Source organism: Corallococcus exiguus (assembly GCF_009909105.1).
Lineage (GTDB): Bacteria > Myxococcota > Myxococcia > Myxococcales > Myxococcaceae > Corallococcus > Corallococcus exiguus.
In genome coordinates, this window is record NZ_JAAAPK010000003.1 from 782,213 (window position 1) to 802,551 (window position 20,339).

17 protein-coding genes are annotated in these 20,339 nt (G+C 68.0%); 16 read left to right on the forward strand and 1 reads right to left on the reverse strand.

Annotation, left to right across the window (positions count from 1 at the left end; all coding sequences use genetic code 11):
* Window positions 1-33: 33 nt before the first annotated feature.
* Window positions 34-942 carry an SH3 domain-containing protein gene (locus tag GTZ93_RS14665; RefSeq protein ID WP_167548063.1) on the reverse strand — a complete coding sequence of 303 codons (909 nt, stop codon included), beginning with the start codon at window positions 940-942 and terminating at the stop codon, window positions 34-36.
* A gap of 199 nt (window positions 943-1,141) precedes the next feature.
* Between GTZ93_RS14665 and GTZ93_RS14670 the strand changes: the two genes are divergently transcribed.
* The 16 genes from GTZ93_RS14670 to GTZ93_RS14745 all read left to right on the forward strand — a co-directional run bounded on the left by GTZ93_RS14670 (window position 1,142) and on the right by GTZ93_RS14745 (window position 20,309).
* Window positions 1,142-2,164 (forward strand): ligase-associated DNA damage response exonuclease, encoded by a 1,023-nt coding sequence (locus GTZ93_RS14670; protein ID WP_120578330.1) that lies wholly within the window; start codon window positions 1,142-1,144, stop codon window positions 2,162-2,164.
* A gap of 3 nt (window positions 2,165-2,167) precedes the next feature.
* Window positions 2,168-3,766 (forward strand): ATP-dependent DNA ligase, encoded by a 1,599-nt coding sequence (locus GTZ93_RS14675; RefSeq protein ID WP_139920864.1) that lies wholly within the window; start codon window positions 2,168-2,170, stop codon window positions 3,764-3,766.
* A gap of 16 nt (window positions 3,767-3,782) precedes the next feature.
* Window positions 3,783-6,314 carry a ligase-associated DNA damage response DEXH box helicase gene (locus GTZ93_RS14680; protein ID WP_390624876.1) on the forward strand — a complete coding sequence of 844 codons (2,532 nt, stop codon included), beginning with the start codon at window positions 3,783-3,785 and terminating at the stop codon, window positions 6,312-6,314.
* Window positions 6,284-6,937: a ligase-associated DNA damage response endonuclease PdeM gene (gene pdeM / locus GTZ93_RS14685; protein ID WP_139920860.1), complete on the forward strand. Its 654-nt coding sequence runs from the start codon at window positions 6,284-6,286 to the stop codon at window positions 6,935-6,937. The genes GTZ93_RS14680 and pdeM overlap by 31 nt, the downstream gene beginning before the upstream one ends.
* A gap of 536 nt (window positions 6,938-7,473) precedes the next feature.
* Complete coding sequence (locus tag GTZ93_RS14690; RefSeq protein ID WP_120578326.1) at window positions 7,474-8,136, forward strand: cytochrome c3 family protein; 663 nt, start codon at window positions 7,474-7,476, stop codon at window positions 8,134-8,136.
* Window positions 8,133-11,354, forward strand: coding sequence for a TAT-variant-translocated molybdopterin oxidoreductase (locus GTZ93_RS14695; RefSeq protein ID WP_161662860.1), 3,222 nt, complete (start codon window positions 8,133-8,135; stop codon window positions 11,352-11,354). The genes GTZ93_RS14690 and GTZ93_RS14695 overlap by 4 nt, the downstream gene beginning before the upstream one ends.
* Before the next feature lie 5 nt (window positions 11,355-11,359).
* On the forward strand, window positions 11,360-12,799 hold the full coding sequence (gene nrfD, locus GTZ93_RS14700; RefSeq protein WP_120581528.1) for an NrfD/PsrC family molybdoenzyme membrane anchor subunit: 1,440 nt from the start codon (window positions 11,360-11,362) through the stop codon (window positions 12,797-12,799).
* 4 nt (window positions 12,800-12,803) lie between these two features.
* Complete coding sequence (locus GTZ93_RS14705; RefSeq protein ID WP_120567452.1) at window positions 12,804-13,349, forward strand: DUF3341 domain-containing protein; 546 nt, start codon at window positions 12,804-12,806, stop codon at window positions 13,347-13,349.
* Window positions 13,346-13,906 carry a c-type cytochrome gene (locus GTZ93_RS14710; protein WP_121781518.1) on the forward strand — a complete coding sequence of 187 codons (561 nt, stop codon included), beginning with the start codon at window positions 13,346-13,348 and terminating at the stop codon, window positions 13,904-13,906. The genes GTZ93_RS14705 and GTZ93_RS14710 overlap by 4 nt, the downstream gene beginning before the upstream one ends.
* Entirely contained in the window at window positions 13,903-15,102 is a 1,200-nt protein-coding gene (locus tag GTZ93_RS14715) for a hypothetical protein (RefSeq protein ID WP_139923760.1), read from the forward strand. Before GTZ93_RS14710 ends, GTZ93_RS14715 begins: the two co-directional genes overlap by 4 nt.
* Window positions 15,099-15,584 carry a hypothetical protein gene (locus GTZ93_RS14720; protein WP_161662822.1) on the forward strand — a complete coding sequence of 162 codons (486 nt, stop codon included), beginning with the start codon at window positions 15,099-15,101 and terminating at the stop codon, window positions 15,582-15,584. The genes GTZ93_RS14715 and GTZ93_RS14720 overlap by 4 nt, the downstream gene beginning before the upstream one ends.
* Window positions 15,585-15,624: 40 nt before the next feature.
* Window positions 15,625-16,500 (forward strand): SCO family protein, encoded by an 876-nt coding sequence (locus GTZ93_RS14725; RefSeq protein ID WP_120580873.1) that lies wholly within the window; start codon window positions 15,625-15,627, stop codon window positions 16,498-16,500.
* Window positions 16,497-17,543, forward strand: coding sequence for a cytochrome c oxidase subunit II (gene coxB, locus GTZ93_RS14730; RefSeq protein WP_120567457.1), 1,047 nt, complete (start codon window positions 16,497-16,499; stop codon window positions 17,541-17,543). Before GTZ93_RS14725 ends, coxB begins: the two co-directional genes overlap by 4 nt.
* Window positions 17,527-19,203: a cytochrome c oxidase subunit I gene (locus GTZ93_RS14735; protein WP_120580866.1), complete on the forward strand. Its 1,677-nt coding sequence runs from the start codon at window positions 17,527-17,529 to the stop codon at window positions 19,201-19,203. The genes coxB and GTZ93_RS14735 overlap by 17 nt, the downstream gene beginning before the upstream one ends.
* Complete coding sequence (locus tag GTZ93_RS14740) at window positions 19,196-19,858, forward strand: cytochrome c oxidase subunit 3 family protein (protein ID WP_120560477.1); 663 nt, start codon at window positions 19,196-19,198, stop codon at window positions 19,856-19,858. The genes GTZ93_RS14735 and GTZ93_RS14740 overlap by 8 nt, the downstream gene beginning before the upstream one ends.
* A gap of 10 nt (window positions 19,859-19,868) precedes the next feature.
* Entirely contained in the window at window positions 19,869-20,309 is a 441-nt protein-coding gene (locus GTZ93_RS14745) for a cytochrome C oxidase subunit IV family protein (protein WP_139923492.1), read from the forward strand.
* Window positions 20,310-20,339 lie beyond the last annotated feature (30 nt).

The following is a 20,339-nucleotide window of genomic DNA, read 5'->3' on the forward strand; positions in this document are numbered from 1 at the left end:
GCTCCCGGGTGCCCGGCCTTCCGGGCCCTGCGACTACGGCTTCTTCACCTTCGTGAACACGCCGTCATTCCACTGATAGACCTCGCGCGCCGTAACCGTCCACGCCTTGCCTTCTTCCTCTTCCTCGACGGTCTTGCGCGTCACCACGGCCTCCTTCGCGGCCGCCTGGAAGGCCACCTTGAAGGTGCTGAAGTTCGGCGCGTCCGACAGCCCGGCCGCCTCCAGCGCGAGCTTCGCCTTGCCGAGCACGCCCTTCGCCTTCTTCCCGTCCGCCTGCGTGTAGCTCACGTACGTGGTGATGAAGTCCCCGCAGCGCTCCGGCGTGGACTCCAGCTCCAGCAGCGCCACGCCCGCCTTCTTCGCGGGGACCAGGCGCATCTTCACCGGACCGCCATGGCCTTCACCGTAGGCCGTGGAGGCCACCTGCACGTCCACGCTGCTCACGCGCCGGGGCGGCTTCGCGTTCGGCTCCAGCACGCGCACGCGAGCCTTGAACTCGTTGCTCATCACCACCGTGGCCACTTCCATCTCACCGTCCCCGTCCAGGTCGGCCTCGATGCGGAACGGAGTGAGCGTGTTGCCGAACACCCAGCCCGTGACGGGAGCGGCACCGGCGGGAGCCTTCGCGTCCACCACCGCCACCTGGTACCAGGTGTTGACGTACTCCCCGACCTTCGCGCGGGTCCCCGCCTTCACCACCTTCACGGGCGTGCCCAGCATCAACGTCTGGACCACGGCCGCGTCCGCCGCCGCGTTCGCGCGAAGGTTCCCCTCGTCCACGCCCAGGTAGACCGTCTGCCCCGCCGCGAAGGCGGTGAACTCGAAGCTCTCGGGGGCCGGCGCGGCGCCCTCCTCCGCCATCGCGGCGCGGTATTCGAGCACCGTCTCGGAGTCCGGTTCTTGCGTCAGGAAGAGGGACAAGAGGAGCGCGGACGGCGTCATCACAAAGGGTCCGAGGTTGGGGTTTCCGGGTTTATCCCCTGTCCACGCCCACCATCCAAGGGGCCCTCTGGTCCCTGGCTTCGTCGTTTGGAGCGCAAGCAGGGTCAGGACGGCCGCCCGCCCCCTTGTCAGCGGAGCGCGCGAGAGGGTCCGGCCGTGGGTGGCCCCTGCTCCAAGGCCTCGTTACCTCTAGAGGACCGTGGCCACCGCGACCCACCAGGAACGAACGCCGCTGGTTTCCGTGACGCCGCAGGGGCTGTATTGCCAGGCGGGGAACTTCCACATCGACCCATGGCGTCCGGTGGAGCGGGCGCTCGTCACGCACGCGCACGGCGACCATGCCCGAAGTGGGAGCAAACGCTACCTGGGGGCAGCTCCCGGCCGAGGCCTGTTGCAGCGCCGCCTGGGAGCGGACGCGGTCATCGACACGCTGGAGTACGGCGAGAAGCTGACCGTGGGTGACACGACCGTGAGCTTCCATCCCGCGGGCCACGTGCTGGGCAGCGCGCAGATCCGCGTCGAGCACCGGGGCGAGGTCTGGGTCATCTCCGGCGACTACAAGCGCACGCCGGACCCCACGTGCGCGCCCTTCGAAGTGGTGCGCTGCAACACCTTCATCACCGAGGCGACGTTCGGCCTGCCCATCTACCGTTGGGATGAGACGGGCCTCGTGGCCCAGGACATCCTGCGCTGGTGGGACGCGAACCGCGAGGCGGGCCGCTCCGCGGTGCTGTTCTGCTACGCGCTGGGCAAGGCACAGCGCCTGTTGGCGGAGCTGGGGAAGCTCACGGACCGGCCGGCCTACGTGCACGGCGCGGTGAACGGGCTCGTCACCGCGTACCGCGAGGCGGGCATCGCGATGCTGCCCACGCAGATGGTGTCGGAGACAGAGAAGGGCACGTCCTTCGCGGGCGCGCTGGTGCTGGCGCCGCCGAGCGCGGCCGGCTCCACGTGGATGCGCCGCTTCGGCGAAGCGGAGACGGGCTTCGCGTCGGGCTGGATGCGCGTGCGAGGCAACCGGCGCCGTCGAGGCTACGACCGGGGCTTCGTGCTCTCCGACCACGCGGACTGGCCGGACCTGCTGCGCACGGTGGCGGACACGCAGGCGGAGAAGGTGCTCGTCACGCACGGCTACACCGACCCCTTGTCGCACTACCTGCGGGAGCGGGGCGTGGATGCCTCGCCGCTCGCCACGCCCTTCGAGGGCGAAGCGGAGGACTGACGCGTGCGCGCCCTGGCCGACCTCTACGACACGCTCGACCAGACGACCTCCACCAACGCGAAGGTGGAGGCGATGGCGCGCTACTTCCGGCAGACGCCACCAGAGGATGCGGCCTGGGGACTGTTCTTCCTCACGGGTCAGAAGCTCAAGCGACTGCTCACGTCGAAGCTGCTGGTGGGCTGGACGCAGGAACTCACGGGCATCTCGGGCTGGCTCTTCGACGAGGTCTACGCGTCGGTGGGAGACCTGGCGGAGGTGATTGCCCTGCTGCTCGACGGAGCGAACCTCCCGCCCGAGCACGCCGAGGAGCTTCCCCTCTCACGCTGGTTGGAAGAGCGCCTGCTGCCCCTGCGTGGCCTGGACGCGGCGGAGCAGCGCGAGCGAGTCGTGGGCTGGTGGAAGTCCATGCCCCGCCGCGAGCTGTTCCTCCTCAACAAGATGCTCACAGGCGAATTGCGCGTGGGCGTGTCCAACACGCTGGTGGTGCGAGCCATCGCGCAGGTCACCGGCCTGCCCCCGCCCAGCGTGGCGCACCGGCTGATGGGCACGTGGACGCCGACGAAGGCGTTCTTCGAACAGCTCGTGGCGCCGGACGTATCGGACGGGCACGTGTCGCGCCCATATCCGTATTACCTCGCGTCGCCGCTGGAGCAGCCAGCGGAGTCCCTGGGCGAATTGAGCGACTGGCTCGTCGAATGGAAGTGGGACGGCATCCGGGGCCAACTCATCCGACGCCAGGGCGAGGTGTTTCTCTGGAGCCGGGGCGAGGAGCTGATCACCGAACGCTTCCCCGAAATCACCGGAGCCGCACGGGCCCTGCCCGAAGGCACGGTGCTCGACGGCGAGGTGATGGCCTACGAGGACGGAGTCCCCCTGCCCTTCGCCCGGCTCCAGCGCCGCATTGGCAGACAGAAGCTCACGCCCAAGGTGCTGGCGGAGGCCCCCGCCGCGTTCGTCGTCTACGACCTGCTGGAGCAGGACGGAAAGGACTTGCGAGAACTGCCCCTGCGCGAGCGCCGCATGCGCCTGGAAGTCCTGCTCAAGGACCACCCGCGCTTTCCCATCTCCCCCACGGTGACAGCCACTTCGTGGGAAGAACTGGCGGAGCTACGCAAGGAGTCGCGAGCCCGCAACGTCGAAGGCCTGATGCTCAAGCGCCTGGACTCGGTGTACCAGACGGGGCGCAAGCGCGGCGATTGGTGGAAGTGGAAGATCGATCCGTACACCGTGGACGCGGTGCTGCTCTACGCGCATCCAGGTCACGGCCGGCGCTCGTCGCTCTACACGGACTACACCTTCGCGGTGTGGAACGGCGAGGACCTGCTCCCGGTGACGAAGGCCTACTCGGGCCTCACCGACGAGGAGATTGGCAAGCTGGACCGGTGGATCCGCGCCCACACGCGGGAGAAGTTCGGCCCGGTGCGCTCGGTGGATCCGGAGCAGGTGTTCGAGCTGCACTTCGAAGCCATCGCCCCGTCCCCGCGCCACAAGTCAGGCATCGCCCTGCGCTTCCCACGCATCGCCCGCTGGCGCGCGGACAAGACGGCCAGGGACGCGGACACGCTCGACTCGTTGAAGGGGCTGCTTCATGCAGCCCACTAGGCCCCGCCGCAATCGCATGCGCGGCAAGCACGCGCCGGAAAAGCAGACCGAATCACCGAAGCCCACCAGAACCCGTGCGAAGCGTTCCGCGCCCCGAAGCCCATCCCCATACAAGGGCACACCGAGGGATCAACTCCGCCAGTGGTTCGCCTCCAAGGGCTGGACACCCTATGCCTTCCAGGAAGAAGCGTGGGCCGCCTACGCGAGAGGAGACAGCGGCCTCATCCACGTGCCCACCGGCGCGGGAAAGACCTACGCGGCATACCTCGGCCCGCTGGCGGACGTAGCGGAGCGCAACCAGAAGGGCCTCCAAATCCTCTACCTCACGCCACTGCGAGCCGTATCACGTGACGTGGAGCAGGCCCTGCGCGAACCGCTGATGGCATTGGACGCGGACCTGGAGGTGGAGAGCCGCACAGGCGACACATCCTCTTCCGTGCGCCAACGGCAGCGCGAACGTCTGCCTCAGGTCCTCATCACCACGCCGGAATCCCTGTCACTGCTGCTGACCCAGGAGCAGGCCGCGGAGAACTTCGCCTCACTGCGCGCCGTCATCGTGGACGAGTGGCACGAACTGCTCGCATCCAAGCGAGGCACCCAGGTGGAGCTGGCCCTGGCCCGCCTGCGCCACTTCGCTCCGGGCCTGCGCATCTGGGCGCTGTCCGCCACGCTCGCCAATCTGGAGGAGGCCGCGCGCACCGTCGTGGGCACGGACCGCAAGCCCACGCTGGTCAGCGCGGATCTGCAGCGCCCCGTGCACGTGGAGACGCTGCTGCCAGAGGAGGTGGACACCTTCCCGTGGGCCGGGCACCTGGGCTTCACCATGCTCCCACGCGTGGCGGACTGGCTGGACCCCACGCAGTCCACACTCCTCTTCACCAACACCCGCTCACAGGCGGAGCGCTGGTTCGAAGGACTGCGCTTCCTGCGCCCCGAATGGGAACACCTGCTCGCGCTGCACCATGGTTCCATCGACCGCGAGGAGCGAGAGCGCGTGGAAGGAGGCCTCAAGGACGGGAGCCTGCGCCTCGTCGTGTGCACGTCCTCGCTGGACCTGGGCGTGGACTTCGGCCCGGTGGAGCGAGTCATCCAGATAGGAAGTCCCAAGGGCATCGGCCGCACGCTCCAACGCGCGGGCCGCAGCGCGCACCGTCCCGGAGCCACGTGCCGCATCCTCTTCGTCCCCACGCATGCGCTCGAACTGGTGGAGATGGCCGCCGCCCGAGACGCCATCGCGCGCCGCGAAGTGGAGCCGCGCACGCCCTTGTCCAAGCCGCTCGACGTGCTGGCCCAGCACCTGGTGACGTGCGCACTGGGAGGAGGCTTCACCCGCGAGGCACTGCGCGACGAGGTCCGCACCGCCACGAGCTACGCGTCCCTCACCGACGAGGAGTTCGACTGGGCCCTCACCCTGGTGCGCGAAGGAGGCCCCACGCTGCGCGCCTACCCGGAGTTCCGCCGCGTGGTGGAGGTGGACGGCCGCTTCCGCGTGCCCGACGCGCGCCTCGCCCGGCTGCACCGGCTCAACATCGGAACCATCACGTCGGACGCATCCGTGCAGCTGCGCTACTGGAGCGGCGGAACCCTGGGCACGGTGGAGGAGTCCTACGTCAGCCGCCTGAAGCCTGGAGACACCTTCCTCTTCGCGGGCCGCCGGCTGGAGTTCAGCCGCTTCAAGGACATGACGGCGTACGTGAAGCCCGCGAAGGCCAAGGCCACCCAGACGCCACGCTGGGGCGGCAGCCGCCTGCCCCTGTCCACCTCGCTCGCGTCCGCGATGCGCCGCACGCTGGAGGCCGCGCGCCAGGGCGACGTCACCCGCGACGAGGTCGCCGCCGCATGGCCCATCCTCGACGCACAGGCCCGCCTGTCCCGCATCCCCGGCGATGGCCGCTGTCTGGCGGAGACCTGCCGCACGCGGGACGGCTACCACCTCTTCCTTTATCCCTTTGAAGGAAGTCTCGTGCACGAAGGCCTGGCGGCGCTCCTCGCCCTGCGCCTCACGCGCCTGCAGAAGGCCACCTTCAGCCTGTCCGTGAACGACTACGGCCTGGAGCTGCTCACCTCCACGCCGTTCCCCTTCGATGAAGCCCTGCGCCCGGCCCTCTTCACCCGCGAGCACCTGGTGGAGGACATCCTGGAGAGCGTGAACCTGAGCGAGCTCGCGCGCCGGCAGTTCCGCGACATCGCCCGTGTGGCCGGACTGGTGATGCCGGGCCTGCCCGGAGCGCGCAAATCCACCCGCCAGGTCCAGGCCAGCGCCGCGCTCCTCTATGACGTCTTCGTGAAGTACGACCCGGACAACCTCCTCTTGCGCCAGGCCCGCCGCGAGGTCCTGGAACATCAGTTCGAACAGGGCCGGCTCGCGCGCACCCTGGAGCGCCTGGAGGCGCACCCCGTCGAAGTCGTCCATGTCCACCGGCCCTCGCCGCTGGGCTTCCCGCTCGTCGTCGAGCGCATCAGCGCAAGCGTGTCCAACGAATCCCTGCTGGACCGCGTGCAGCGCCTCAAGGAGCGATGGTCCCAGGCCGATGCCAGACCCGCGTAGCGGACGTGGACGTGGAGCTGCTCCCGGAACGGGCCTTGCACTGGCCCGAGGCCGGCGTGCTCGCGGTGGCCGACCTGCATTGGGGCAAGACGGAGTCCTTCCAGCAGCACGGCATCCCTCTCCCCCTGGGGGTCCTGGATGACGACCTGGCCCGCCTCTCAGCCGCCCTCACCGCCACCAGCGCCCGGCGACTCTTATTGGTGGGGGACCTCGTGCACTCGCGCCAGGGGCTCACCGCGGACGTCATCAGCCGCGTGAATACCTGGCGCGAAGCTCATGCATCACTAGAAGTCGTGCTGATACGCGGCAACCATGACCGCCACGTGCGGACCCTTCCGCCCTCCTGGAGGATGGAGGACCGCGCGGAGGTATTAGACGAAGGCCCGTTCCGCTTCGCCCACCACTCGGAGCCGGCCACCGGACGCTACGTCTGGGCCGGGCACCTCCACCCCATGGTGCGGCTGTCGGGCGGAGCGGACCGGCTGCGGCTGCCCTGCTTCCACCTGGGCCCCGGCGTGGGCGTCCTGCCCGCGTTCAGCGCCTTCACGGGCGGTATGGACGTACGGCGGGGAAGGAAGGACCGCGTCTACGCCATCGCCGGCACCGCGGTGGTGGAGGTCTAGCGCCATGAGCCAGGCCGAACGCCGCCGCGTCCTCCGGATCATCGCCACCGATGACACCCGCGACCCCGTCGACACGGACTCCCAGTAGCCCCGATTCATGCGCGGCGCGGACCGTCGCACCCTGTAGCGCGCGCCCTGAAAGGGATTGATCCCAGAGGGAGGAGTCTCCTCGCGCAAAGCTCCCTTCCGATCGCCAGAAGCGGGATTCATCACCGCGCGCGGGCAACTTGTCGCAACCGCCCCAGAAGGTGCTAAGCGCTCCTTATTCCCACTCCCCACAGAATGGTTGACACTGCCGTGCTCATGAATGATGGTCCCGCGCCGCATTGGGTCGGGAAGTTCATGAGGGACCCGCGCCCACGGCACCATCCTAGAGGTTCGTTGGACGTGACTGCCTTGCCGTCTGAGCGCCAGGAGCCACCGCCCGCCCGGTCCACCGGGACCGGGACGGCCCCCCTGACTTCCGCGCCGAACGGTTTCCCCGCGTCCACCCCTGCTTTCATGTCGCCTTCAGTCCCCTTGCCCCTGGTCCTGGTATGAGCGGCCCTCTCTTCCCACGCTGGACGAATACGGTGTCGCGCCTGTCGGCCGCGATGCTCCTCGCCGTGCCCGCCATCGCCATCGGCGGCCTCTTGGCCTACGTGCGCTCTCCGCTCGTGACCAATCAGGCGCGCCCGGTGGAACAGCCCATCGAGTTCGACCACCGGCACCACGCCGGTGACGAGCAGATCGACTGTCGCTACTGCCATTGGTCGGTGGAGAAATCCCCGTCGGCGGGCATCCCCTCCACCACCGTGTGCATGTCCTGCCACGCGCAGGTGTGGAACAAGAGCCCGTACCTCACCGAGGTCCGCAAGGCGTTCTTCGCCGACCAGCCCATCCCCTGGGTCCGCGTCCACAACCTGCCGGACTTCGTCTACTTCAACCACTCCATCCACGTGGGCAAGGGCGTCGGCTGCGCCACCTGCCACGGCCGAGTGGACCAGATGGGCGCCATCGAGCAGTCCGCCCCGCTGACGATGAGCTGGTGCCTGGATTGCCACCGCAACCCCGGCCCCAACCTCCGGCCCCCGGAGTTCATCACCAGCATGACCTGGGCGCCCCCCGCGGCGAAGGCGGAGGCCGAGGCCCTCGCCGAGACGCTCATCAAGGAATACGACGTTCACTCGCGCACGAGCTGCTCCACATGCCACCGATGAACACCAAGCCTGACAGCGCGCCCGCGCAGGAAACCCCCTCGTCCTTCGCGCTCCCGGTCGTCTCGGGCCGCAACGAGGCCGCCCCCCACGCGCACTCCCACGACGATGTCGTGGGCGAAGCGCTCGACCACGCCTCCACCCGCGCCGTTGCCGCGGAGGGCGCGTACGGCAAGACGTACTGGCTCGGCCTGGAGGAGAAGCTCGCCACGCCGGAGTTCCTGGAGGAGACCCGCCCGGAATTCCCCGTCGGCGCGGACCTTCCCCCCACCGGCTTCGCCCGCCGCGAGTTCATGCAGCTGATGGGCGCGTCGCTCGCCCTGGCCGGCGCCACCGCGTGCAGCACCCGTCCGCAGGACGAGCGGATGGTGGCGTACACGAAGACGCCGCCGGAAGTGACCCCCGGCAACCCGCTGCACTACGCGTCCGGCATGACGCTCGGAGGCCACACCTCCGGCCTGCTGATCACCGCGCGCGAAGGCCGCCCGGTGAAGATCGAAGGCAACCCCCAGCACCCCATCAACCAGGGCGCTGCCGGCGTCTTCGAGCAGGCGTTCCTGCTCTCGCTCTATGACCCGCAGCGCGCCCGCGTGCTGCGCCAGGGCAACAACCCCCGCTCGCTGCGCGTTCTGGCCGAGGACATCTCCTCCCTCGTCAGCCAGAGGGCCGTAGCCGACGGCGGCAGCCGCCTGCGCTTCCTCACGGAGCCCATCAGCTCCCCGATGCTGCGCGACGTGACGGGCCGCATCCAGAAGAAGCTGCCCAACGCGCGCTTCCACGCGTTCTCGTCCATCACGGACTCCGCCTCTGGCGAGGCGAACCGCGCGCTGTTCGGCCAGCCGGTCCAGGCCCTCTACGACCTGACCCGCGCGGACGTCATCGTCTCCCTGGACGCGGACTTCCTGGAGAGCCGCCCGGAGAACCTGGCCCTCAACCGCCAGTTCGCGGACCGCCGCGACCCGAAGAACGGCGAGCTCAACCGCCTGTACGTCGCCGAATCGCGCATGTCGATCACCGGCGGCATGGCGGACCACCGCAAGCGCGTGAAGTCCTCCGAGGTCTTCGCCGTCGCCGCCGCGCTGGCTCAGGCCGTGGGTGGCGCCGCCGCCAGCCTGGGCGCCGCCGCGTCCGGCAAGGCCGGCTCGCTGAGCCCGGAGACCCAGTCGTGGGTGCAGGCCGTGGCCCAGGACCTCAAGTCCAAGGCCGGCCGCTCCGTGGTGCTCGCCGGTGAGCGCCAGCCCGCCGCCGTGCACGCGCTGGCGCAGGCCATCAACGGCGCGCTGGGCAACGTGGGCACCACCGTGAAGCTCGTCCCGGCCGCCGCTCCGGAGGCCTCGGGCCTGTCGGAGATCAGCGCCCTGGTCGCGGACATCAAGGCCGGCAAGGTGGACACGCTGGTCATCACCGCCACCAACCCCGTCTACGCCCTGCCGGTGGACGCGGGCCTGGCGGAGGTGCTGGACCCCAAGCAGAACGCCAACCGCAAGGCGCTGTCCGTTCTGTACGCTGGCCACTACGAGGACGAGACCTCCAAGTTCGCCGACTGGTTCGTGCCCCTGGCGCACCAGCTGGAGACCTGGAGCGACGGCCGCGCGGTGGACGGCACCGTCAGCATCGCGCAGCCCCTCATCCAGCCGCTCTTCAACGGCGTGCCGGAAGCGGAGCTGTACGCGCTGTTCCTCGACGAGCCCTTCCGCCCCGCCTACCAGATCCTCCGCGACTACTGGACCGCGCAGGGTGGCGAGGCCGGCCGCGCCGACTTCGAGACCCGCTGGGAGACCTGGGTCTCCGAGGGCGTCGTGCCCGGCAGCGTCGCCTCCGCGCTGACGACCGCGACCCCAGATGCGGGCGCCGCCAACGCGCTGGTCGCCGCCTACCAGCCGCCCGCGGCCGGTGAGCTGGAGATCAACTTCGTCCACGACTACAAGCTGCTGGACGGCCGCTTCGCCAACAACGCGTGGCTCCAGGAGACGCCGGACCCCATCACGAAGATCGTCTGGGACAACGCCGCCATCCTCAGCCCTGCCACGGCCAAGAAGCTGGGCCTGGAGAACGGCCACGTCGCGGAGCTGGAGTACGGCGGCCGCAAGCTGCAGGTCCCCGTCAGCGTCCTCCCCGGCAACGCGGACGACACCGTCACCGTGGCGCTGGGCTACGGCCGCACCGGCCTCCACGAGGTCGTGGCCAAGGGCGTGGGCTTCAACGCCAACCTGCTGCGCACCACGAACGCCCCCTGGTTCGACGGCGGCGCGAAGCTGACCAAGGTCCGCGGCAGCCACAAGTTCTCCCGCACCCAGTACCACTGGCGCATGGAGGGCCGCCCGCTGGCGCTCGACATGTCCGTCAGCGAGCTTGCGCACCCGTCGAAGGAGACGGCGCACACGCTGGAGCGCGTCCAGGCCAAGTACGAGCTGGGCAAGCAGAACAACCTGCCCGACTTCGACTACGCCAAGACGCCGCAGGAGGGCTACAAGTGGGGCATGTCCATCGACCTGTCGCGCTGCACGGGCTGCAACGCGTGCGTCGTGGCGTGCCAGGCGGAGAACAACATCCCCGTCGTCGGCAAGGAGCAGGTGGGCCGCGGCCGTGAGATGAACTGGCTGCGCATCGACCGCTACTTCCAGGGCGATGAGAACGACCCCGCCATGGTCATGCAGCCCGTCGCGTGCGTGCACTGCGAGAAGGCCCCCTGCGAGTACGTCTGCCCGGTGAACGCCACCGTGCACTCGGACGAGGGCCTCAACGACATGGTGTACAACCGCTGCATCGGCACGCGGTACTGCTCCAACAACTGCCCGTACAAGGTCCGCCGCTTCAACTACCTGCACTACACGCAGGGCAAGACGCCGACCGAGAAGATGCTGATGAACCCGGACGTCACGGTGCGCAACCGCGGCGTCATGGAGAAGTGCACCTACTGCGTGCAGCGCATCGAGCGCGTCCGCATCAACGCGCGCGTCGAGAAGCGCCTCATCCAGGAGAAGGAGCTCCAGACGGCGTGCCAGCAGACCTGCCCCACGCAGGCCATCGCCTTCGGCTCCCTGGCGGACCCCGCCCAGCGCGTCACCCAGCTCCACGAGGACGAGCGTGCCTACCGGCTCCTGCACGAGCTGGGCACCCGCCCCCGCACCGCCCACCTCATCCGCCTGCGCAACCCCAACCCTGCCCTCGTGCCCGCCGCCCCTGCTGAAGCCGCGCCGGCGCATGAAGGAGGTCACTGACCGTCATGGCCGAGACCGCACACGCACTCCCGCTCGACCCCCTCGAGCCCCGGGACCTCGTCGCGCCGCACCACGACGACAAGTCCCTCAATGAAACCCTGCTCGACCATGTCTGGCGCAAGCCCGGCAAGGGCTGGTTCATGCTGCTGGGCATCACGTCCGCGGCGCTGGGCCTCCTGGTCGTTGGTGTCACGTACACCCTCGCGCGCGGCATCGGCGTGTGGGGCAACAACCAGCCGGTGGGCTGGGCGTTCGACATCATCAACTTCGTCTGGTGGGTCGGTATCGGCCACGCCGGTACGCTCATCTCCGCCATCCTCCTGCTCTTCCAGCAGAAGTGGCGCACGAGCATCAACCGGTTCGCGGAGGCCATGACGCTGTTCGCGGTCATGTGCGCCGGCCTGTTCCCGCTGCTCCACACGGGCCGTCCCTGGTTCGCCTTCTGGCTGTTCCCCTACCCCAGCACCCTGGGCGCCTGGGCGCAGTTCCGCTCGCCGCTCGTGTGGGACGTGTTCGCCATCTCCACATACCTCACGGTGTCCGCGCTCTTCTGGTACGTGGGCCTCATCCCGGACCTGGCGGCCCTGCGTGACTCGTCCAAGGGCAAGCTGCAGCGCACCATCTACGGCCTCTTCGCGCTCGGCTGGCGCGGCTCCGGCCGTCACTGGCACAACTACAAGGTTGGCTACCTGCTGCTCGCCGGCCTCTCGACGCCGCTCGTGGTGTCCGTGCACACCATCGTGTCGTTCGACTTCGCCGTGTCCCAGATTCCGGGCTGGCACGCGACCATCTTCCCGCCCTACTTCGTGGCCGGCGCCGTGTTCAGCGGCTTCGCGATGGTCATCACGCTCATCGTCCCCGCCCGCAAGTACCTGGGCCTCCGGGACGTGATTACCGACCGCCACCTGGAGAACATGAACAAGGTCATCCTCGCGACGGGCCTCATCGTGTCCTACGGGTACATGATGGAGCACTTCATCGCCTGGTACTCCATGAACCAGTACGAGTTCTGGACCTTCTACGTGAACCGCGCCACGGGCCCCTACGCCGGCGTGTACTGGCTGATGATCGCCTGCAACGTCATCACCCCGAACATCTTCTGGTTCAGGAAGGCCCGCACCAGCATCCCCATCATGTGGGTGGCGTCCATCGCGGTGAACATCGGCATGTGGTGCGAGCGCTTCATCATCATCGTGACGTCGCTGTCGCAGGACTTCCTGCCCTCCTCGTGGGACATCTACACGCCCACCTGGGTGGACTGGTGCATCTACATCGGCACGCTGGGCCTGTTCGGCACCCTGTTCCTCCTGTTCCTCAAGTTCGTTCCCGCCGTCGCGGTGAGCGAGGTGAAGGAGCTCCAGCTGGAGCTCAAGCACGCCGCCCACGCCGCCCATGGCAACGGACACCACGGCTCGGACGCCGCGGCCACCCACGGAGCGCACTAGCATCATGGAAGCCAAGGTCCTTGATTCCTGGGTGATGGCCGAGTTCGCCACCCCGGAAGCCCTCGTCTCCGCCACGCAGCAGATGCGCGAGAAGGGCTTCCAGGGGATGGACACCTACTCCCCGTACCCGCTGCACGGCGGGTCGGAGGCCCTCGGTCTGCCGCCCTCTCGCATGCCCTTCATCGCCCTGGGCGGCGGCCTCACCGGCATGGTGACCGCCCTCACGATGCAGACGTGGATGAACACCGTCGACTACCCGCTCAACGTCGGCGGCCGTCCGCTGCTGAGCCTCCCGGCCTGGGTGCCCATCACGTTCGAGTTGAGCGTGCTGTTCGCCGCTTTCGGCATCTTCTTCGGCCTGCTCGGCCTGAGTAAGTTGCCGCAGCCCTACCACCCGGCCTTCGAGTCGGAAGAGTTCCGCAGCGCGTCCACGCACGGCTTCTGGCTGAGCATCCCGCACCCCACGGGGACGGACGCCGCGGACGTCAAGAACCAGCTGACGGCCCTGGGCGCGACCCACGTGACCGTCGTGTCGGGAGAGAACGAATGAGGTGGCTCATCCCCGCCGCCGGGCTCGCCGCGCTCACGGGCTGCAATGTCAGCTCTGAGTTCCTCCAGCGCATGGAGCACCAGGCCAAGTACGAGTACTACGAGACGTCCGAGTTCTGGCCGGACGGGCGCGCCATGCGCGTGCCCCCCGCCGGCACCGTCCCGCGCGAGCGGCCGGTGGGCAACCCGGGCATCTCCACGGGCCGCGCCAACGGCGTGGCCGTGAACGCCATCCCGCTGCCGGTGGACAAGCACCTGCTGGAGCTTGGCCAGAAGAAGTACAACATCGTCTGCTCGCAGTGCCATGGCGTGCTCGGCGACGGCAACAGCGTCGTCGCGGAGAACATGGCGCTGCGCCTGCCGCCGTCCCTGCTGGAGCTCGCGGACAAGCCGGCCGGCCACTTCTACACCGCCATCAACGAGGGCTACGGCGTCATGCCGTCCTTCTCGGGTGAGCTCGACACGCGTGAGCGCTGGGCCGTCGTCGCCTATGTGCGCGCGCTGCAGGCCGCTCGCAGCACCGCCGGGACGCAGCCCGTCCCGCAGGAGAACCGATGACTGCCATGGAGCGCTACACCGGCACGCCCAAGCTGATGGTGCCCGCGTTCGGCCTGGGCGTGGTGGGCCTCGTGCTCACCGCCGTGGGCTTCTTCATGAACCCCGAGGCGACCAGCTTCAGCTACCTCTTGGGCTTCACCTACTGGGTCGGCATCAGCGTGTCCGCCCTCATCATGCTGGCCATCTTCCACACGGCGAAGGCGAAGTGGCCCATCGTCCTGCGCCGCGCCATGGAGACGATGTCCATCGCGGTGCCCGTCTTCGCGGTGCTCATCCTCGCCTTCATCCCCATGATGAAGCACATGTACCCCTGGGTGGATGGCTCGCCGCTGGCCGCCCATATCCACGGCATCGAGGTGGAGCACCTGTCGCATAAGAAGGCCCACTACCTGAACGGGACCTTCTTCGCCGTCCGCCAGGTCATCTACTTCGCGGTGTGGATCTTCGTCTCCCAGCGGCTGTACGGATGGAGCACCCAGCAGGACGAGGTGGGCGGGCTGGAGCTCACCGTCAAGCAGCGCCGCTTCTCCCCGGGCGCCCTGCCCTTCCTGGCGCTGACCATCACCTTCGCGTCCTTCGACTGGCTGATGAGCCTCACCCCGCTGTGGCAGTCCACCATCTTCGGCGTCTACTACTTCGCCGGCAGCTTCCTGGCCGCCTTCTGCGTCCTCACGCTGGCCACGATCCGGGCCCAGGGCAAGGACCTGTACGGCAGCCTGGTGAAGACGCCGCACTACCACAACCTGGGCAAGCTCATCTTCGCCTTCACGGCGTTCTGGGCCTACATCGGCTTCTCCCAGTTCCTGCTGGTGTGGATCGCCAACATCCCGGAAGAGGCCCCCTGGTACGGCCTGCGCATGTACGGCCCGTGGCGCGGCGTCTCCCTGGTCATCTTCTTCGGCCACTTCGTGCTGCCGTTCTTCACGCTGCTGTCACGCAAGCTGAAGGAGAAGACCGGGACCCTGGCCATCGCCGCCGTCTACATGCTTCTCATGCACGCCGTGGACCTGTATTGGCTCATCTGGCCGGCGTTCTCCGGTGAGGCCGGTCCGACGTTCCACTGGACGCTCATCACGGCCTTCGTGGGCGTGGGCGGAGTCTCGGTGGGTTACGCCCTGTACCGGGCGCGCAACAAGTACACGTTCCCGGTGAAGGACCCCTACATCGCGGAGTCCCTGAGGTACGTGCAGCCATGAAGAAGACCCAGTCCGAAGTCGAATCGCGGGTCATCGTCGGCGCGCATGGCGTCGCCGCCGAGGAAGACCATCTGGTCATGGGGAAGATCATCGGCGTCGGTGTGGGCGCCATGATCCTCTTCTTCGTGGGCGCGGTGTGGGCCTGGCGCATCCAGGTCGTCACCATGCAGGATGCCCAGCCGGACGGTCCTCCCCCCCGCCCCGCCGCGGTGGGCCAGTACGAGATTGGCATCGTGAACCAGCGCCTGTTCGAACAGGACTGGCGCGCGGCGGAGAAGCTTGGCGGCCAGCACCAGGCGCTGAAGAACGGCTGGGGTGACCAGCCGGGCGTCACCGCCCACAAGTCGCTGGGGCAGGCCATGGACCAGGTCATCACGACCGAGGCCCAGAAGGCCCGCGAGCCGGCTCCGGCCCCCACGCCGGCCCCGGCCCCCGAGCCCGCGCCGCACACGGCGCCCCCGGCTCCGGCCCCGAAGAAGTAGGCTCCCACCCGCTCCTCCTGCCCCCGAGCCGTCCCCCACCATGCCGTCCCTTCTTCCGCTCTCCTCCGCCCGCGCCGCCGGGCTCCTCGCGGCGCTCGCGCTGGTACTCACCAGCGCCACGCCCGCGTTCGCCCTGCCGGGTGGAGGCAAGACGCCCCGCGCCATCGTGGAGGCGGACTCAGACCTGCCCCCGCCGGTGACGGGCGTGGACGTGGAGGAGCACCTGGGGGATCCGCTCCCCCTGGAGACCCGCTTCCTGGACTCCACCGGGGAAGAGGTGCGGCTGGGCACGCTGCTGTCGAAGACGCGCCCCACCCTGCTCACGCTCGTCTATTACGAGTGCCCCATGCTCTGTAACCTCGTCATCAACGAGCAGGTCCGCGTGATGCGCGAGCTGGGCCTGGAGCTGGGCAAGGACTACGAGGCCGTCACCGTCAGCATCGACCCCAAGGACACCCCGGCGCAGAGCACCGAGCGGCGGCGCAAGTACCTCCAGTCCATGGGCAAGCCGGAGACGGCTCCGTGGCACTTCCTCACCGGCACCGACGAGAACATCCACAAGCTCGCCGATGCCGTGGGCTTCAAATACACGTATGAACCGAGCACGAAGCAGTACGCCCACCCCGCGGTGGTCACCGTGCTCACCCCGGAGGGGAGCATCTCCCGCTACCTCTACGGCACGTCGTTCGACCGCAAGGACGTGAAGCTTTCGCTGCTGGAAGCAGCGGGCGGTCGGGTCGGGACGAGCGTCGATCGCATCGTCATGTCCTGTTTCAAGTATGACACCGCCACGCGGCGGTACGGTTTCTACATCTTCGGGTTCATCCGCCTGGGCTCCCTGGCTGTCTTTGGCGCCCTGGCCACGATGCTGATCTATTTCTGGAGGCGCGAGCTGAAGAAAGGCGCGACTACATGAGCGACCTGGCCAACCAATTCCTGTTCCTCCCGGAGCGCGCGTCCACGTTCGCGGAACGGGTCGACTTCCTGCACTACTTCGTCGTCGGCACGACGATGGTGATGTCCGCGGGCGTCGGCCTCGCGGCGCTCTTCATGTTCTTCCGCTACCGTCGGCGGGAGGCCCACCAGCACACGGAATACGTGGTGCCGGACCTGAAGACGGAGTTCCTCTTCGTCTCCGTTCCGCTGGTGTTCTTCCTGGCGTGGTTCGCCATCGGGTTCCGGGACTTCACCTGGTTCACCACTCCGCCCAAGGACTCGATGGATGTCTACGTCATGGGCAAGCAGTGGATGTGGAAGTTCTCCTATCCGGAGGGCCCCAACGGCGTGAACGTGCTGCACGTGCCGGCTCACCGCCCGGTGCGCCTGCTGATCACCTCACGCGACGTCATCCACTCCTTCTACGTCCCGTCCTTCCGCATCAAGATGGACGCGCTGCCGGGCCGCTACACCCAGGCCTGGTTCGAGGCGACGAAGCCCGGCACGTACCAGGTGCTCTGCACCGAGTACTGCGGCTTGTCGCACTCGAAGATGCTGGCGGAGGTCGTCGTGCTCGCGCCGGAGGACTACGAGAACTGGCTGAAGGAGCAGCAGCGTGGCCGCCTGCAGGACCGGCAGGACGCGCTGGCGGACACCTCGCTGGTGCCCCCCGTCGCCCGCATGGCCGAGCAGGGCCAGAAGCTGGTGGGCACGCAGGGCTGCCTCAAGTGCCACTCGGTGGACGGCTCCAAGCACATCGGCCCCACTTTCCTGGGCATGTACGAGCGTGAAGAGAAGCTCGACGATGGCCAGAGCATCCGCGTGGACGAAGCCTACATCACCCAGTCGATGATGGACCCGGGCGCGCACATCGTCGCCGGCTACCAGAACGTGATGCCGACCTACCAGGGCAAGCTGCAGGGCCCCGAGTCGGCCGCCATCGTCGAGTACATCAAGACGCTGCGCACCGCGAACGTGCGTGAGACCGCTTCCGAGGGCCCCGCCTATGACCCCATCCAGTAGCATCGCCGCGCCGGGGGCCGTCCCCGGCCATGAGGCGCACGACGACCACGGCCACCACCCGAGCTACCTGACGGACGGCACCACGGTGAAGTCGTGGCTGCTGACGGTGGACCACAAGCGCATCGGCATCATGTACATGGCGTGGATCCTGCTCTTCTTCCTGGTGGGCGGCATCTTCGCGCTGCTCATCCGGATCGAGCTGCTCACGCCCGGTCCGACCATCATGGACGCGATGACGTACAACCGCGTCTTCACGCTGCATGGCGTGGTCATGATCTTCCTGTTCATGATCCCCGCCATCCCGGCCATCTTCGGCAACTTCCTGCTGCCGCTGATGCTGGGCGCCAAGGACGTGGCGTTCCCGCGGCTGAACCTGCTGTCGCTCTACGTGTACCTGGCGGGCGCGGGCTTCGCGCTCTGGGGCATGCTCAACGGCGGCCTGGACACCGGCTGGACGTTCTACACGCCGTACAGCGCGCACACGACGACCACGGTGGCGCCGGTGCTGTTCGGCGCGTTCATCATCGGGTTCAGCTCCATCCTCACGGGCATGAACTTCATCGTCACCACGCACACCATGCGCGCGCCGGGCATCACCTGGTTCAAGATGCCGCTGATGGTGTGGGCGCTCTACGCCACCAGCTGCATCCAGGTGCTGGCGACGCCGGTGATTGGCCTGCTGCTCCTGCTGGTGACGGCGGAGAACCTGTTCAGCCTGGGCATGTTCGACGTGGCCCGCGGCGGTGACCCGGTGCTCTTCCAGCACCTGTTCTGGTTCTACAGCCACCCGGCCGTGTACATCATGGTGCTGCCGGCGTTCGGCGTGATGAGCGAGGTCGTCTCCACGTTCAGCCGCAAGAACATCTTCGGCTACCGCGCGGTGGCGTACTCCAGCGTGGGCATCGCGTTCGTGGGCTTCTTCGCCTGGGGCCACCACATGTTCGTGTCCGGCCAGTCGACCTTCAACGCCGGCGTGTTCGGCGTGCTGTCGATGCTGGTGGGCGTGTTCACGGCCATCAAGGTCTTCAACTGGGTGGGCACCGTCTACAAGGGCGCGGTGGAGTTCAGCACCCCGTTCGCCTACTTCTGCGGCTTCCTGTTCTTCACCGTGTTCGGCGGCATGACGGGCATCGCGGTGGCGACGGTGTCGCTGGACGTGGCGTGGCACGACACCTACTTCGTCGTGGCGCACTTCCACTTCATCATGGTGGGCGCGACGATCATGGCCTTCCTGGCCGCGCTCCACTACTGGTTCCCGAAGATGTTCGGGAAGATGTACCACGAGGGGTGGGGCCTGGTTTCCGCGGCGCTCATCATCCTGGGCTTCAACGCGACGTTCATCCCCCAGTTCCTCGTGGGCAACGCGGGCATGCCGCGCCGCTACTACGAGTACCCGGAGCGCTTCCAGGCGCTGAACGTGGCGTCCACGGCCGGTGCGTCGCTGCTCGCGTTCGGCTTCATCATCATCGCGGTGTACCTGACCTACGCGCTCATCTACGGCGAGCGCGTGGACAACCCGTGGCACAGCAAGGGCTACGAGTGGCTGACCCAGTCCCCTCCGCCCACGCACAACTTCATCGGGCCCCAGCCGACGTATCCCGAGGAGCCGCACTTCTACGTGGATCCGAAGAAGGCCCAGGGCGAGGTGTCGGATGTCTAGCGCTCACGTGACGCCGGGCTCGGTGCCCGGTCCCAAGCTGGCCGCTCACTTCGCGTCGCTGGAGGTGCAGAAGCACGCGGCGCGGCTGGGCATGTGGCTGTTCCTCGCCACGGAAATCCTGCTCTTCGCCGGTCTGTTCGCGTGCTACGCGGCCTACCGCTTCCTGTTCCCGGAAGCGTGGGCGGCGTCCAGCCGCAGCCTGGACCTGACGATGGGCACCATCAACACGGTGGTGCTCATCACCTCCTCGTTCACCGCCGCCATGGCGGTGCACTACGCCAAGGAGGGGAAGAACGCGATGGTGGGGCACATGAACGTGCTCACCCTCCTGATGGCGGTGGGCTTCCTCGTCATCAAGTTCTTCGAGTACAAGCACAAGTTCCACATCGGGACGCTGCCGGGCCGCTACTACTTCTACGAAGGCATCCAGCTGCCGGGCGCGCCGCTGTACTTCACGGTGTACTTCGCCTCCACCGCCCTGCACGCGCTGCACGTCGTCATCGGCATGACGGTGCTGGCGTTCGCCACGGTGCGCGCGTACCGCGTCGGGGACTTCAACGCGAACAACTACACGCAGGTCGAGCTGGGCTCCATGTACTGGCACCTCGTCGACCTGGTGTGGATCTTCCTCTTCCCGATGCTGTACCTGGTCTGAGGGTTACGACATGGCCATCGCCAACGAATCGAATCAGGAAGAGCACAACATGCAGGCGCACCACGGCGCCGGGCGCTACGTGGTCATCTGGATTGCGCTGCTGGTGCTCACGCTCGTCACGGTGTTCACTGGCCGCATGCACCTGCCTGACTTCGGTCTGGTGCTCGCGCTCATCATCGCCAGCGTGAAGGGCACGCTGGTGGCGCTGTACTTCATGCACCTGTCGGAGCACCAGGGCGCCAACCGCCTGGTGTTCGGCGTGTCCATCCTGTTCGTGGTGCTGCTCATCGGCTTCTCGCTGATGGACCTGGGCACCCGCTTCCGTCTGGCCAACCCGCCGGGGTCGCAGTACAGCGACCTGCAGGCGGTGGACATCGGAGCGAACCCGACGGAAGGCCGCACGGGTGGCCACCAGCAGATCCAGAAGCAGGGACACGAAACGCACGAGTAGTTCGTCGCTTTCCGCGGTCCCCTGAAGCAC

Bases quoted from the DNA above. Each gene is read 5' to 3' on its own strand.
- GTZ93_RS14665 (WP_167548063.1), bottom strand. From the start codon at position 942: ATGACGCCGTCCGCGCTCCTCTTGTCCCTCTTCCTGACGCAAGAACCG.
- GTZ93_RS14680 (WP_390624876.1), top strand. From the start codon at position 3,783: ATGCGCGGCAAGCACGCGCCGGAAAAGCAGACCGAATCACCGAAGCCC.
- pdeM (WP_139920860.1), top strand. From the start codon at position 6,284: ATGGTCCCAGGCCGATGCCAGACCCGCGTAGCGGACGTGGACGTGGAG.
- GTZ93_RS14690 (WP_120578326.1), top strand. From the start codon at position 7,474: ATGAGCGGCCCTCTCTTCCCACGCTGGACGAATACGGTGTCGCGCCTG.
- GTZ93_RS14695 (WP_161662860.1), top strand. From the start codon at position 8,133: ATGAACACCAAGCCTGACAGCGCGCCCGCGCAGGAAACCCCCTCGTCC.
- nrfD (WP_120581528.1), top strand. From the start codon at position 11,360: ATGGCCGAGACCGCACACGCACTCCCGCTCGACCCCCTCGAGCCCCGG.
- GTZ93_RS14705 (WP_120567452.1), top strand. From the start codon at position 12,804: ATGGAAGCCAAGGTCCTTGATTCCTGGGTGATGGCCGAGTTCGCCACC.
- GTZ93_RS14710 (WP_121781518.1), top strand. From the start codon at position 13,346: ATGAGGTGGCTCATCCCCGCCGCCGGGCTCGCCGCGCTCACGGGCTGC.
- GTZ93_RS14715 (WP_139923760.1), top strand. From the start codon at position 13,903: ATGACTGCCATGGAGCGCTACACCGGCACGCCCAAGCTGATGGTGCCC.
- GTZ93_RS14720 (WP_161662822.1), top strand. From the start codon at position 15,099: ATGAAGAAGACCCAGTCCGAAGTCGAATCGCGGGTCATCGTCGGCGCG.
- GTZ93_RS14725 (WP_120580873.1), top strand. From the start codon at position 15,625: ATGCCGTCCCTTCTTCCGCTCTCCTCCGCCCGCGCCGCCGGGCTCCTC.
- coxB (WP_120567457.1), top strand. From the start codon at position 16,497: ATGAGCGACCTGGCCAACCAATTCCTGTTCCTCCCGGAGCGCGCGTCC.
- GTZ93_RS14735 (WP_120580866.1), top strand. From the start codon at position 17,527: ATGACCCCATCCAGTAGCATCGCCGCGCCGGGGGCCGTCCCCGGCCAT.
- GTZ93_RS14740 (WP_120560477.1), top strand. From the start codon at position 19,196: ATGTCTAGCGCTCACGTGACGCCGGGCTCGGTGCCCGGTCCCAAGCTG.
- GTZ93_RS14745 (WP_139923492.1), top strand. From the start codon at position 19,869: ATGGCCATCGCCAACGAATCGAATCAGGAAGAGCACAACATGCAGGCG.